15 protein-coding genes are annotated in these 13,261 nt (G+C 67.2%); 6 read left to right on the forward strand and 9 right to left on the reverse strand.

From position 1 onward, the window contains the following. On the forward strand, positions 1-269 hold a 269-nt coding region (locus AC3WOE_RS28680), incomplete at its 5' end, for a hypothetical protein (protein ID WP_492695580.1). A gap of 38 nt (positions 270-307) precedes the next feature. Here the strand turns inward: AC3WOE_RS28680 and sugE are convergent. From sugE to AC3WOE_RS28705, 5 genes are all read right to left on the reverse strand, one after another. Further along, positions 308-628, reverse strand: coding sequence for a quaternary ammonium compound efflux SMR transporter SugE (gene sugE / locus AC3WOE_RS28685; protein WP_492695582.1), 321 nt, complete (start codon positions 626-628; stop codon positions 308-310). Positions 629-740: 112 nt separating this feature from the next. Next, positions 741-1,358, reverse strand: a complete 618-nt coding sequence (locus AC3WOE_RS28690; RefSeq protein WP_492695584.1) for a LysE family translocator — start codon at positions 1,356-1,358, stop codon at positions 741-743. A gap of 10 nt (positions 1,359-1,368) precedes the next feature. Continuing rightward, entirely contained in the window at positions 1,369-1,716 is a 348-nt protein-coding gene (locus AC3WOE_RS28695) for an antibiotic biosynthesis monooxygenase family protein (protein ID WP_492695586.1), read from the reverse strand. A gap of 7 nt (positions 1,717-1,723) precedes the next feature. Beyond that, positions 1,724-2,344 (reverse strand): glutathione S-transferase family protein, encoded by a 621-nt coding sequence (locus tag AC3WOE_RS28700; RefSeq protein ID WP_492695588.1) that lies wholly within the window; start codon positions 2,342-2,344, stop codon positions 1,724-1,726. After that, complete coding sequence (locus tag AC3WOE_RS28705) at positions 2,341-2,979, reverse strand: FMN-binding negative transcriptional regulator (protein WP_492695590.1); 639 nt, start codon at positions 2,977-2,979, stop codon at positions 2,341-2,343. Before AC3WOE_RS28705 ends, AC3WOE_RS28700 begins: the two co-directional genes overlap by 4 nt. 110 nt (positions 2,980-3,089) lie before the next feature. Between AC3WOE_RS28705 and pdxR the strand changes: the two genes are divergently transcribed. After that, positions 3,090-4,595 (forward strand): MocR-like pyridoxine biosynthesis transcription factor PdxR, encoded by a 1,506-nt coding sequence (gene pdxR / locus AC3WOE_RS28710; RefSeq protein WP_492695592.1) that lies wholly within the window; start codon positions 3,090-3,092, stop codon positions 4,593-4,595. Here the strand turns inward: pdxR and AC3WOE_RS28715 are convergent. Beyond that, positions 4,586-5,473, reverse strand: a complete 888-nt coding sequence (locus AC3WOE_RS28715) for a LysR family transcriptional regulator (RefSeq protein ID WP_492695594.1) — start codon at positions 5,471-5,473, stop codon at positions 4,586-4,588. The genes pdxR and AC3WOE_RS28715 overlap by 10 nt on opposite strands. Positions 5,474-5,544: 71 nt before the next feature. On the opposite strand from AC3WOE_RS28715, the gene AC3WOE_RS28720 reads away from it, so the two are divergent. Beyond that, positions 5,545-5,724: a YjiS-like domain-containing protein gene (locus AC3WOE_RS28720; RefSeq protein WP_492695596.1), complete on the forward strand. Its 180-nt coding sequence runs from the start codon at positions 5,545-5,547 to the stop codon at positions 5,722-5,724. Positions 5,725-6,046: 322 nt separating this feature from the next. Here the strand turns inward: AC3WOE_RS28720 and AC3WOE_RS28725 are convergent, their stop codons facing one another. From AC3WOE_RS28725 to AC3WOE_RS28735, 3 genes are all read right to left on the reverse strand, one after another. Further along, a complete protein-coding gene (locus AC3WOE_RS28725) occupies positions 6,047-7,765 on the reverse strand; it encodes a M14 family metallopeptidase (protein ID WP_492695598.1) in 1,719 nt (572 codons plus the stop codon). Positions 7,766-7,863: 98 nt separating this feature from the next. Then, the gene (locus tag AC3WOE_RS28730) at positions 7,864-8,622 is read right to left on the reverse strand and encodes a LytR/AlgR family response regulator transcription factor (protein ID WP_492695600.1); all 759 of its coding nucleotides are present in this window, start codon (positions 8,620-8,622) and stop codon (positions 7,864-7,866) included. After that, positions 8,619-9,680 (reverse strand): sensor histidine kinase, encoded by a 1,062-nt coding sequence (locus AC3WOE_RS28735; RefSeq protein WP_492695602.1) that lies wholly within the window; start codon positions 9,678-9,680, stop codon positions 8,619-8,621. Before AC3WOE_RS28735 ends, AC3WOE_RS28730 begins: the two co-directional genes overlap by 4 nt. Before the next feature lie 117 nt (positions 9,681-9,797). Between AC3WOE_RS28735 and AC3WOE_RS28740 the strand changes: the two genes are divergently transcribed. Genes AC3WOE_RS28740 through pcaF form a run of 3 tightly spaced genes read left to right on the forward strand, consistent with a single transcriptional unit; the run spans position 9,798 to position 13,206 of the window. Next, a complete protein-coding gene (locus AC3WOE_RS28740; protein WP_492695604.1) occupies positions 9,798-10,595 on the forward strand; it encodes an enoyl-CoA hydratase-related protein in 798 nt (265 codons plus the stop codon). Further along, positions 10,592-12,004: a 3-hydroxyacyl-CoA dehydrogenase gene (locus tag AC3WOE_RS28745; protein WP_492695606.1), complete on the forward strand. Its 1,413-nt coding sequence runs from the start codon at positions 10,592-10,594 to the stop codon at positions 12,002-12,004. The genes AC3WOE_RS28740 and AC3WOE_RS28745 overlap by 4 nt, the downstream gene beginning before the upstream one ends. Next, entirely contained in the window at positions 12,001-13,206 is a 1,206-nt protein-coding gene (gene pcaF, locus AC3WOE_RS28750) for a 3-oxoadipyl-CoA thiolase (RefSeq protein WP_492695608.1), read from the forward strand. Before AC3WOE_RS28745 ends, pcaF begins: the two co-directional genes overlap by 4 nt. Positions 13,207-13,261: the final 55 nt, after the last annotated feature.

Below are 13,261 nucleotides of genomic sequence, written 5' to 3' on the forward strand. Positions count from 1 at the left end.
GGATAGAAGCAAGCGCTCAGGATCAAGAGCGTCATCCGGTTGTGAACAACACATCCGATGCGTTCTCACACAGCCTCCAGCGGTTGCTGTCATCCGTAGCAGTTGGTTGGCTTCCTGGTTTCGGACACAAAGCCGACATCCGCTCGCCGTGCGCCGAGCGGTCGTTGATGACCGCTGCCAGCGGACAAGTAGACGTCCGCGTCGGCGGGCTGACACACGCCTCGTCGGGCCACAGCAATCGCTTACTGCTCAGCAACCGCGTTGAATAAACGCATTGCCCAGCTGCCTTGAATCTTCAGGAAGGAGCCTAGGCGCTGGAGCTCAGCTTGAGGCCCACGATGCCTGCAGCCACCAGCGCCAGGCTCCCTAATCTGGCTGACGTCGCAGGCTCACCCAAAAAAGCCATCCCAATGACAGCCGTGCCCACGGCACCAATGCCCACCCAGACGGCATAGGCCGTACCGACCGGGAGGTCGCGCATAGCCCAGCTGAGCAGACCGATGCTGAGCAGTAAGGCGGCTCCCGTCCCTACGGACGGCCAAAGCCGCGTGAAGCCTTCGGTGTACTTGAGGCCGACAGCCCAGACGACCTCAAGAACGCCGGCAACGAATAGAACGATCCAGTTCATCAGGTTCCCCATGAAGATGGGGCCGTCCCCGACGATGCACGAGAAGCAGAGTCGTCCCTGCTTCCGCCCAGGGCCGCGCGGCCCGTGGGAAATCCAGTTTAGCCAAGCGGCTTCAGGTGCCGCGCCGCGCAGTGGCCAGGAAAACGCCCAGCACGACCATCGTGCCGCCCGAGACGCGGCTCAAGACCTTCGCCCGAGCTGCCCGGGCCTTGCTGGATTTCAGCATCCGGTCGGCGCCGAGCACAGCGAGAACGTCCACGAGGGTGTTCAGCGCGACGCAGATGCATCCCAGCACCACCAGTTGCGGTGCCAGTGGCGAATCAGGCGCCGTGAACTGCGGCAGGAAGGCCAGAAAGAACAAGGCCGTCTTGACGTTCAAGGCTTCGACCACGATGCCTTCCGTGAACGCGCGCCGTGCTCCTTGAGCACTGACCGTTCTCGCGGCGTCGTCAGGGGTGCGGCACAGCAGCATGCGTACGCCCAGGTAGACGAGGTAGGCGGCACCGACGTACTTGACCAAGTTGAACGCCCACGCCGACTGCGCGATGAGCAGTGACAGGCCGAAGGCGGCAGCCAGCACGTGGACCAGGCCACCGATCCCGGTGCCGAGACAGGAGGCCAACCCTTCGGTGCGGCCACCGGCCACGGTACGGGCCACCACGTAGGCGATGCCGGGGCCTGGGGTGATGGCCAGGACCACAGCAGCGAAGATGAAGGCGAGAAGCGACATGGCTGGATGCTCAGGGTTGGTGTGATGGAGGCGTGCCGGTAGCAGCCGAGAGCGGATGACCGATACCGCCGTCACCGTAGGAGCGGATGACCTGGGCGACGACGATGTGATAGCCGTTGATCCACTGAGCCTGCTTCCGCTTGGCGGCGATGTGAGCTGGATGCTCGACCAGCTGCTGCAGCGCTTCCAGCGTCTCCCAGTAGTAGACCGTCGAGATGAGCCCCGCAGTCGGGTTCTCCCAGGCTTCCTCACCCAGGTAGCCTGGGATGCCCTTGGCTACGTCGGCAATGACTTTGTCGAGATGGTGGAACTCGTCGTCGTACTCGCCCTTGGCGAAGGTGAAGGTGGCGCTGTACATCCGCCCCTCAGCCCAGCAAGTCGTAGGGGGCCTGCCAGCCCGGAATCTGCGCGATGCGCCCCATCCATGCAGCCATGTTCGGGTACTCGGTCTGAATGTCGAAGCCCAGCTCTTCCTTGGGATAGAACACATAGCCCGCCAAGGACAGGTCGGCGATGGTCAGTCGATCCCCGACGATGAATCGCTGCATGCCAAGGTGCTTCTCGACGATGTCGAAGGCGCCCGCGGTGCGCTGGCGCATGAAGGCCAGCACCGCCTCGTGTGGGGCCGGCGTCGCGAAAGTCCGCAGCCAACGGTAGGTGGCCAGGTTGGCGGTGAACTTGTGGTTGTCGAACAGCACCCAGCGGAGAACCTCAGGGCGTTCCTCTTCAGACAGGCGCAATGCATTGGCGTGTTCAGCCAGATGCAGCAGGATCACGCCCGACTGGGACAGCTTCCGGCCATCGACCTCCAGCACGGGCACTTCGCCAAGCTCGTTCACCTCAGCCCGCCAGGCCGGCTGGCGAGTCTCGCCGCCAAAGTAATCAACGACGACCTTGTCCCACGGCAGGCCGGCGATGGATAGAGCCAACGCCACCTTGTACGAGTTGCCCGATTCCTTGAAGCAGTGCAGCCTGTATGGCGTCATGACGAAGCCTTCGGCGCGGTGTCCTTCATGGCCAGCGCGAGGCCCTGGTTCCCGCGAGCTTCCAGGCCACGGATGGCGCCCTCGCGGTCCTGAGGCTGATGGTGCTGGTTCAGCTTGCGCTTGCCTTCCAGGCGACTCAGCCGGACTTCAATGCCAACGATGTGCTTCAGCTCCTCGGTGATGTAGTCGGGCGGCGCGTCGCCCATCTTCCAGGGCTCGGCCTGGTCAGCCTCGTGTTGACGTGTTAGCCGGGCCACGACGCCTCGAATGAACTTTTCGTCGTCACGGATATGGATGGCGCCGTGCGCATGAACCACCTCGTAGTTCCAGGTCGGCACACGTCGATGCGTCTCCTTCTTGCCGGGATACCAACTCGGGGAGATGTAGCCGTTCACGCCACGGAACACAACGAGCACTTCGTCGCCATCGCGCACGTCCTTCCAGACAGAATTCGCCCGTGCAACGTGCGCGGTCAAGGTGCCAGCACCCGCCGCATCGCCATCAAGCAGGAACGGCAGGTGGTTGGCCTCCAGCCCACCGGCAGTGTTCGTCACCAGCATCCCCAGCGAGTTCTCGCGGACGATGCGATGGAGCTCTTCAATCCGAGGTTCGGCAAATTGCTTGGGCAGGTACATGGGCGTGCCGGCTGTCGATGTAGCCGGAACTCCGGCGAAGGCGTCACTTTGCGCCGATGCTGGCCTGTAGAAAATAGCCAGTTCTGCATCAGTTCACCAGACCAGTTTCCATGTCGACTGACGAACGCCGGACCGGCCTGAGCCGGACGCTCTACGAAGAATTCCGCGCACGCATCGCGGATGGCACCTACGCTGCCGGCGCACCGCTGCCTTCGACGCGCGCTCTGGCTCTGGAACGCGGTCTGTCACGCGCCACCGTCTCTCTGGTGTACGAGCAGCTTGCAGCCGACGGCTTCATCGAAAGCAGAGCCGGCGCAGCCAGCCGCGTCGCCGTTGGAGCCGCACAGGGGATGCACGCAGGCCGAGCCAAGCGTGAGCGAACGAAGCCAACCGCACCAGACCCGCTCGCCGGCTCACTGTCTGCCATTGGCCAACATATCGCTGCGCTCAAGCTGAGCGACCCGAGGCCGACGGCGCTTGGCGAGATTGACTTCGTCTACGGGCCGCTGTCCGGCAGCGACTTTCCGACGCTGACCTGGGTGAAGGCGATGCGCGCCGTTGAAAGTCAGCGGAGTCGGCGCCTTGAGTACGAGGACCCGCGAGGCAATATGGAGCTTCGCCGGGCTCTACAGGCGCACCTCAGCCAGGCTCGCGGTCTCGCCTGTTCGGTCGAGCAGCTCATGATCGTCAATGGCTCGCAGCAGGCGCTCGACCTTTGCGCCCGCTTGCTCGTCGATCCGGGTGGCGGCGTGGTCGTGGAGAACCCCGGCTATCGGATGGCGCACCATGCCTTTGAAGCCTACGGTGCACAGTTGCTCTGCGCCGACGTTGACGCGCACGGCCTGGTCACCGAGCAACTGGGGAAGCTGGGCCCGGCAAAACTGGCCTACGTCACGCCGACGCATCAGTTCCCGCTGGGCTCCTTCCTGCCCATCGCGCGGAGGCGGCAACTGTTGGACTGGGCTGCCGAGCAGCGGGCATGGATCATCGAGGACGACTACGACAGCGAGTACCGCTACGCAGTGCGGCCAGAGGCGACGCTGCAGTCGCTCGACACCCGTGGCTGCGTCATCCACGTGGGCACGTTCTCCAAGACCTTGTCGCCACAGATGCGGATGGGCTACATGGTGCTGCCTCCTGCATTGGTGCAGCCCTTTGCCGACGCCAAGCGGGTGACCGACCGACATGCGGCGACTGCTGTGCAGCGAGCCTTGGCCCGGCTGCTGGAGGACGGCAGCTATGACCGGCATGTCCGCCGAATCCGCCGCCTGCAGCAGGCAAGACAGCGCGCGTTGGTGGACGCGCTGGGCCGTCATCTGGGCGATGAGGTTGAGGTGCAAGGGGCCGCCAGTGGCTTGCACGTCGTGGCGTGGTTCCGAGCGGTGCCGGCGGCGGCAGAGAGCGCCCTGATCGAGGCGGCAAGGCATCAAGGCGTGCGCGTGCATCCCATCAGCCCGTTGTTCCATCCGAGCACGGCCGCGCTGACATCGACACGCTCAGCCGGCCTGGTCATGGGCTATGCGCTGCTGGACGTGGACACCATCGAAGATGGCGTTCGCCGTCTGTCAAAGGCGCTTCTGCACCTCAGGCGGAAGGCAAGCTCGCATCACCACTGAGCGAGCTGCTTGAGCGTGTCCAGCAGCTTGAGCGTGGCACCGTCCACCATGGGCAGTGCGCGGTGGACGATCCAGGTCTCCCGCCACAACGCCGGGCTCAGTGGCACCGCTCGCATGCCGGCCACTGCTGCGGCAGCAGAGGGGCCCTCGACAGGAAGGATCGCGGCGCCGTAGCCAGCGGCCACCAGGCTCTTCATGGCCTCGGTGTAGTTCATCTCGATTCGCGGCTGCGGAACCACGCCGCCCGACGCAAACCACTCAGCGGTCTGCCTGTGCAGCAGCGTGGTCGCGTCGTTTGCGATGAGGGGCTTGTCGGCCAGCCACTTCGGGGTCACTCGCTTTGGGGGCGCCCAGGACTCGGGCAAGAACGCCATCATGGGGTCGCGCCGCCACCGTCGAACGACGAGGTCCTCAGGCACTTCCTGCGAACCCACCAGGGCTACGTCAAGGTCGCCACGGGACACATCCGCCAGGGCATCGAAGGTCCCGACGATGCGGATGTCGACAGCAATGTTCGGATGCGTTGCCTCCATCGACCGTAGAACGTCGGGCAGGAGGAAGGTGACGATGCTGGTGGTTGACCCGAGCCTGACATGGCCGACAGTCCCCGCCGCATAGCGGCGAACCGCCTCCACGGCTTCCCCGGCGTCACGAAGCAGCGCTCTGGCGCGCTGGACAAGGAGGTCGCCTGCGCCCGTCGGTTTGACACCTCCGCTGCCGCGCAAGAGCAGGCGAACGCCCAGCCTTTCCTCAAGCTCAGCGATATGCAGGCTCACGGTGGGCTGTGAAAGGTGCAATGCCGCGGCAGCCGCAGAGAAGGTGCCGAGGTCCACTGCAGAAACGAGCGTCCGAAGCTGGTCGAGATTGAGTGATCGCATCAGCTTTCCTGATATTCGTCATCAGAAGACTTGTCTTCCATGATAGATCGGCAGGTGCAACGATGGAGCCCATGAATACAGCGTCCCTACGACAAGCCGGTAAGAGAGTCGGCGATCTTCTTCGCATTCTTCCCACGCGGCCAAAGGCCGACAGTGGCCGCAAGGAGCTATTGGAGATGGGTGAGCGCGAGTTGCTCGACATCGGAATCGGCCGAGGTGAAGTGCCATTTTTGCTGGCGCACAAGCGATGAATGACCGCCCTGGGTACGCCACCAGTGCTGTTGGCAAGGTGATTCCCTTGCACTCTCGTGATGCTTGTCCATTTGCGCCGAGGCCGTCGCTCACGCCTGAACGGAGCTGGCGGGGTAAGCGGGCGGTCGGTTCCGGGCCTGAAGCTGCCGTTCAAGCGAGCGGCTCTCAGTGAACGGTGTTGGCTGAGTCTGTCGCTCAGGCGCTGAGCAACGAATGACTCAGATCAGCCTGAAGCCGACGACCGCACCACGGCCCACTCCCTGTCGCTCGAGGGGACACGGGCGTTCGGATGGCGCGCAACAGGCGCGCAGCACCACCCAATCAGTCCAGCACCACCTCGGTCCGGATCAACCCCGCGCGCTCCGCGCTGGCCGACAGCGCGATGCGCGTGCCCACCGACGCGCGCACCACCCACTCCGCCACGGCGCGGTCGCCCGTCGGCTGCTTGTTGAACAGGAAAGCCAATTGACTCTGCTTGGGGGCGTGGCCCTCGAGCTGCGGGCCTTCCATGCGTTCCTTGCCGTTGACGAGGCTGATCGCTGGGTCGCCGCTGGGCATGTGGATCTCGAACATGACGCCGCGCACGGTCTTGCGCTCCAGCGCGCGCTGGGTGACATAGGCCGGCAGATAGCCCGCATTGGCCACGGCCATGCGCACCCGCCACATGTCGGGGCCGAGGGCCCGGACTTCGGTGCGGATCAGCTCCAGCTTGGGCAGGCTCATGGCGATCTGCGTCATCCAGGCCGGGAAGCGGGCGGCTTCACGCTCGCGAAGTAGAGGCGGCGGGTTGCGCCAGTAGTTCATCTTGTCCCAGCCACCGATCTCAACGGCGCCCAGCTGCGGGTGCTGGAAGGGCACCCAGTCGACGTGGGCCTGGCCGCCGCACTTCTCGTCGCTCCACTTCAAGAGCTTGAGGTCATCCTCGACCGGGTGCTCGCGGTACCAGTCGATGAATTTCTCGACCTCCAGCCCCGCCTCCTTGCTCGGCGACCACAGCTCCACGACCCAGAACAGCGCGCCCAGATGCTCGTAGACCCAGTCCTGGGTGCCGGTGATGACGTCCTTGGGGTGGTAGCGGAAGTCCTCGTAGATGCTGACGGCCGGATAGCCGGTGTGCTTCTCGCCCAGTTTGGAGAAGTTCTGGAACAGCCACAGGTCCTCGGGCGTCATGTCCTTGTCGCTGCGCGTGCCGCAGGGGCGCAGGATGACGCCGCTGTGGGTGTGATAGCTGATGGCCGCACCGATGTTGGGATGCTGGGTGATGAAGTCCACCATGGCCCTGACCTCGGGCTCGCTGGTCGGGTAGGGGCCGGCGCCCAGCTGCTCGAATTCCTGGCGCCATTCGCCGGGGAAGTTGCGGTTCAGATCCAGGCCTTCGCGGTCTGAATTGACCTTCACGGTCAGGCCGTCGTGGTTCTTGATGAAGCCCTCGGGGATGAGGCGGTAGTACTCGCCGCCCTGCTCGCCGGGTTCGCGCGCCACCATCAGGCGCGGGTCGGCGGGGTGCTTCTTGTAGCCGCCATGCGGGTCGGGCACGCGCATGGTCAGGATGCGGCCGTCGCCGTCCACGTCCTCCATGGTCAGGCCGTCGACGGGCTCTTCCGTGTAGGGATAGGGCCGGGTCGAGCTGCGGATGTGGCGCGGCCGGTCGGCCAGGGCCAGCTCGGCGCCATCGGGGTTCAGGCGCGGCACGATGTAGAGGGTGCGCGAGTCCAGCAGGCGGTTGATCTGCTGGGCTTCGGCCGAGGTGCCGCCGTGCTCCTTCAGCAGGTGGTGCACGTAGTAGAGGCAGGTGGTGGAGGCGGTCAGCTCGGCCGCGTGGATGTTCCCGTCGATCCACATCGCCGGCTTGTCGATGTCCATGCCGCTGGCGAGATTGGTGATGACGATGACCCAGATGTCGCGGCCCTCGTAGCTCTTGCCGATGGAGCGCACCGACACCAGGTTGGGGCGGGCCTCGGCATAGGCGAACAGCAGCGCGGTGAGTTCGTCGTAGCGGTAGAAGTGGTCGAAGCGGGGTGAGGGCAGGGCGGTGGGCATGGCGGCGTCGTGTCTCTTGTGAGGCCCCGAACCGGGGACCTGTGGAATGCCGCGGATTGTCTGAAGCCCGCCCAGGCGACTGCCCAAGGGTTTGCCCTTCATTGCCCCTTGAACAGGGCCTGGAATTGCCGCGACACCGGCAGCTTTTCGTCGCGGCCGCGCAGGGTCACGACCATGGTGCCTTCGTCCACGCGCACGGCGCGCGCGATGCAGCGGCTGTTGACGAGGACGCTGCGGTGGATCTGCCAGAACTGGTCGGGGTCGAGCTGGCTCAGCAGCTCGCGCAGCGGCGTGCGGATCAGCGCGTCGCCGCCCTGGTGGACGACGCGGGTGTAGCGCTGGTCGGCCTCGAAATAGATGATTTCCTCGGGCGGGATCAGATGCACCTCGCGGCCCACGCTGGCCTGGATGGGGCGCATGGCCGGCCGGACCTGGGGCAGGCTGGCGAGCAGGCGCTGCAGGGCCGTGGTGTCGGGGGCGGGTTGCGTCAGCCGCGCGCGCAGGCGGGTCAGGGCCTGGGCCAGGCGCTCGTCGTCGACGGGCTTGAGCACATAGTCGACGGCGCCGGCGTCGAAGGCGGCCAGGGCATGGTCGTCGTAGGCCGTCACGAAGACGATCAGCGGCGGCGCGGCCAGGGCCGACAGGCGGCGGCCGACCTCCAGACCCGTGAGGCCCGGCATGCGGATGTCGAGGAAGGCAATGGCCGGCTCAAGGGCCAGGCAGTCGTCCCAGGCTTCGACGCCGTTGCTGCTGGCGGCGACGATGTCCAGCTCGGGCCACAGGCGGGCCAGCGCCGCGCGCAACTGCTCGCGCGGGGCTTCCTCGTCGTCGGCGATCAGGGCGGTGATGGGATTCATGAGGTCGGAATCCTCAGCGTGGTGGTGCAGCCGGGATGAGCGTCGGCCAGGGTCAGCGTGGCCTGGGGGAAGGCGGCCGCCAAGCGGCGGCGCGTGTTGGACAGGCCCACGCCGTCGGCCCAGCCCGGCGCGAGGCCGGGGCCGTCGTCGCTGATGGTCAGCACCAGGCGGCCGGCCTCCCGTCGCGCGGCGATGTCGAGATGGCCGCCGCGCAGCTGGGGCTCGATGCCGTGGGCGATGGCGTTCTCCACCAGGGTCAGCACGATGCCCGGTGGCAGGTCGGCTTCGAGGCCGGCCGGCACGGCGATGGAAAAGGCCAGCCGCGTGCCCAGCCGCGCCTGCATGATGGCCAGATAGCGCCTCACCATCTCGATCTCGTCGGCCAGCGGCTGCAGCTCGCGTTCGAACATCGGCAGGGTGGCGCGCAGATAGGCCGTGAAGTCGCGCAGCAGCGGTGCGGCGCGGGCATCGCCTGTGTCCACCCAATGCTGCAGCGAGGCCAGGGTGTTGAACAGGAAATGCGGCTGGATCTGAGCGGCGGCCAGGCGCGTGGACAAGCGCAGCTCGGCCTCCTGGTTCTGCAGCTCGCGCAGCCTGGCCTCGATCTGCTGCACGCGGAACAGCGTCAGCATCCACCAGGCGCTGAGCACGCCGGTCATGGCGGCGATGAAGGTGACGTTCTCGCGCTTGACCCAGTCGGCCTCGCCGTTCTTCATCAGCGTCACGGCGGTGACGACGACGACCAGGGCCGTGCCATAGCAGTAGATGTTGAGCCTTGCCCGCGTCGGGTGGCGCCACAGCGAGCGGGCGAGGGCCAGCGTGCCGGCGGCCAGCGCGCACCACAGCCCCCACCAGAGCACTTGCGTGTGCCAGCCCGTGCCCTGGCGCGTGAACAGCATGGCCGGCAACAGGGCCAGCAGGTTCATGGCCACGTAGCTGTCCACGGCCACCGGCCAGGGCTGCATGCCGGCCCTGGCCATTTCCTCGGGCGTGAAGACGCGCATCGGGCCCGGGTAGAACCACTGGCGGCAGTGCAGGGCGTTGAACAGGGAAGACATGGCGGGCGAGTCTAGGCGGGGGGCGGGATGCGGCGCGCCGGCTTGCGGCGAACGGCAGGCTGGCGCGTATGGATGGTTGAGTCGACCGATCGGTCGGGAAAAGTGCAGAATGCCCGGATGCCTGCCTGGACCTCCCTCGACCTGCAGCGCCGCGACGACGGCGTGGCCGTGCTGACCATGAACCGCCCGGCCGTGTTCAACGCCTTCGACGAGACCCTGATCGCCGAGCTGGACGCGGCCTTTGCCGAACTGGGTGGCGACGCTTCGGTGCGTGCCATCGTGCTTGCCGGGGCCGGCAAGCATTTCAGCGCCGGGGCTGACCTGCAGTGGATGCAGCGAGCCGCCGCGGCTTCGCAGGACGACAACCTCGCCGATGCCCGCCGTTTCTCCGCCATGCTGGCGCGCATTGCCGAATGCCCGAAGCCGACGCTCGCCCGCGTGCAGGGCGCTGCCCTCGGGGGCGGGGTCGGCCTGGTCTGCGCCTGCGACATGGCGGTCGCCTCCGAGGCGGCGAGCTTCTCGGTCAGCGAGGCGCGCATGGGCATCCTGCCGGCCGTCATCGGCCCGCATCTGGTCAACGCCGTCGGCCTGCGCGAGGCGCGCCGCCTGGCGCTGACGGCCAGCCGCATCGACGCCGCCGAAGCCCAGCGCGTCGGCCTGGTGCAGCGCGTCGTGCCGGCCGAAGGCCTGGACGCCGCCGTCGACACCTTCGTCGCCGACCTGCTGGCTTGTGGCCCGCAGGCGCAGGCCGAGATCAAGCAGCTCTACGCCCGCCTCGCGCCCGGCCCCGTCACGGCCGAGGTGCGCGAGCTGACCGCCCAGACCATCTCCCGCGTGCGCACCACGCCCGAGGCCCGTGAAGGCTTCGCGGCCTTCCTCGGCAAGCGCAAGCCCAACTGGACCTCGAACGCATGAATCTGAACGACTCCCGCATCCTCGTCGTCGGTGCCGGCCTGATGGGCGCGGGCATTGCGCAGGTGGCCGCCCAGGCCGGCCATGAGGTGGCCCTCTTCGATGCCCGCGCCGGCGCGGCCGAGGCGGCCAAGAGCAAGCTGGCGTCCACGCTCGACGGTCTCGTCACCAAGGGCAAGCTGACGGCCGAGGCTGCCCAGGCGACGCTGGCGCGCATCACGCCGGTGGAGGCGCTGGCAACGGCCGATCTGGTCATCGAGGCCATCGTCGAGAACCTCGACATCAAGCGCGCGCTGTTCGCCGAACTCGAGGCCCTGTTGCCGGCCGATGCCGTCATCGCCACCAATACCTCGTCCATCTCGGTGACGGCGCTGGCGCGCGGCATGAAGCAACCCGAACGCCTCGTCGGCATGCACTTCTTCAACCCCGTGCCGCTGATGAAGCTTGTGGAGGTGGTATCGGGGCTGGGCACCGACCCGGCCATCGCGCAGGCCGTCTTCGAGCTGGCCGGCCGCTGGGGCAAGACGGCGGTGCACACCCGCTCCACGCCGGGCTTCATCGTCAACCGCATCGCCCGGCCCTATTACGCCGAGACGCTGATGCTGCTGCAGGATCGCGCCGCGGCGCCCGAGCTCATCGACGCCTGCCTGCGAGCCGCGGGCTTCCGCATGGGCCCCTGTGAGCTGATGGACCTGATCGGCCACGACACCAATTTCGCCGTCACCAACTCGGTCTTTGCCGCCAACTTCTTCGACCGCCGCTTCACGCCGTCGCTGGTGCAGCAGGAGCTGGTGGACGCCGGCTTCTTCGGCCGCAAGAGCGGGCGCGGCTTCTACCGGTATCCCGAAGGTGCACCGGCCTTGCCGGCCGTCAGCATCGCAATGCCGCATGCACCCCGCGTCGTCGTGCATGGCCGCGGCGCGCTGGCCGAGCGCTTTGTCTCCAACGTGCCCGAGGCCATGCGCGAACTGGACAGCGACTGGGTGGGCCTGGAAATCGATGGCCGCCAGTTGCGCCTGACCGATGGCCGCCGCGCCCGCGATTTCGGCGCCGGCACCGCCGTCTTCGACCTGCCGCTGGCGCCCAGCGGCGACATCGCCTTTGCCGGTGATGCCCACACCGCCGAATGGCTGACCCGTCTGGGCCTGGTGCCGCGCGCGGTGGCCGACATGCCGGGCCTCGTCGTCGCGCGCACCATCGCGATGCTGATCAACGAGGCGGCCGATGCCGTCGCCCAGGGCGTCTGCGATGAGGCCGGCGCCGATGCGGCCATGAAGCTGGGCGTCAACTATCCGGCCGGTCCCTTCGAATGGCTGGCCTTCTGGGGCGCCGCGCCCGTCGGCGCGCTGCTGGACCGACTCGATCAACACTACCGGGGCGAGCGTTACCGCGTCAGTCCCTATCTCCGATGAGCACACAAGCCTTCATCTGCGACGCGATTCGCACGCCCTTCGGCCGCTACGGCGGCGCGCTGTCCTCCATCCGCACCGACGACCTCGGCGCCCTGCCCCTCAAGGCACTGATGGCGCGCAACCCGAATGTCGACTGGGCCCAGGTGGCCGACGTCCTCTACGGCTGCGCCAACCAGGCCGGCGAGGACAACCGCAACGTCGCCCGCATGGCTTCCCTGCTGGCCGGCCTGCCGGTGGAGGTGCCGGGCAGCACCATCAACCGCCTCTGCGGTTCGGGCCTGGATGCCGTCGGCACGGCGGCGCGCGCCATCCGTGCCGGCGAGGCCGGTCTGATGATCGCCGGCGGCGTCGAGAGCATGAGCCGCGCCCCCTTCGTTAGCCCCAAGGCCGAGTCAGCCTTCAGCCGCACGAATGCGGTCTACGACACCACCATCGGCTGGCGCTTTGTCAACAAGCTGATGAAGGCGCAGTACGGCGTCGACTCCATGCCCGAGACGGCCGAGAACGTGGCCGGGGATTTCGGCATCGAGCGCGAAGCCCAGGACCGCATGGCCCTGGCCTCGCAGATGAAGGCCATCGCAGCCCAGAAGCGCGGCTTCTTCGAGCGCGAGATCGTGCCCGTCGAGGTGGCGCAGAAGAAGGGGGACCCGGTGCGCGTGTTGCTGGACGAGCACCCGCGCGAGACCAGCCTCGAGGCCCTGGCCAAGCTCAAGGGCGTGGTCAAGCCCGAGGGCAGCGTGACGGCCGGCAATGCCAGCGGCGTCAATGACGGCGCCTGCGCCCTGCTGCTGGCCAGCGAGGCGCAGGCCGCGCGCCATGGGCTGAAGCCGCGTGCCCGCGTCGTCGGCATGGCCACGGCCGGCGTCGCGCCGCGCATCATGGGCATCGGCCCGGCGCCGGCCACGCGCAAGGTGCTGGCGCTGACCGGCCTGACGCTGGCGCAGATGGACGTCATCGAACTGAACGAGGCCTTTGCTGCGCAAGGCCTGGCCGTGCTGCGCGACCTCGGTCTGGCCGACGACGATGCGCGCGTGAATCCCAACGGCGGCGCGATTGCGCTGGGCCACCCGCTGGGCGCCAGCGGCGCGCGCCTGGTGACGACGGCCATCAACCAGCTGGAAGTGACGGGCGGCCGCTATGCCCTGTGCACGATGTGCATTGGCGTCGGCCAGGGGATCGCGTTGGTCATCGAACGAGTCTGATGACCTTGCGGGACAGACCTTGGCGCGCAGCGCCATGCTCTGTCCCCAACTGATC

The organism is Roseateles sp. FW305-36, assembly GCF_058787015.1.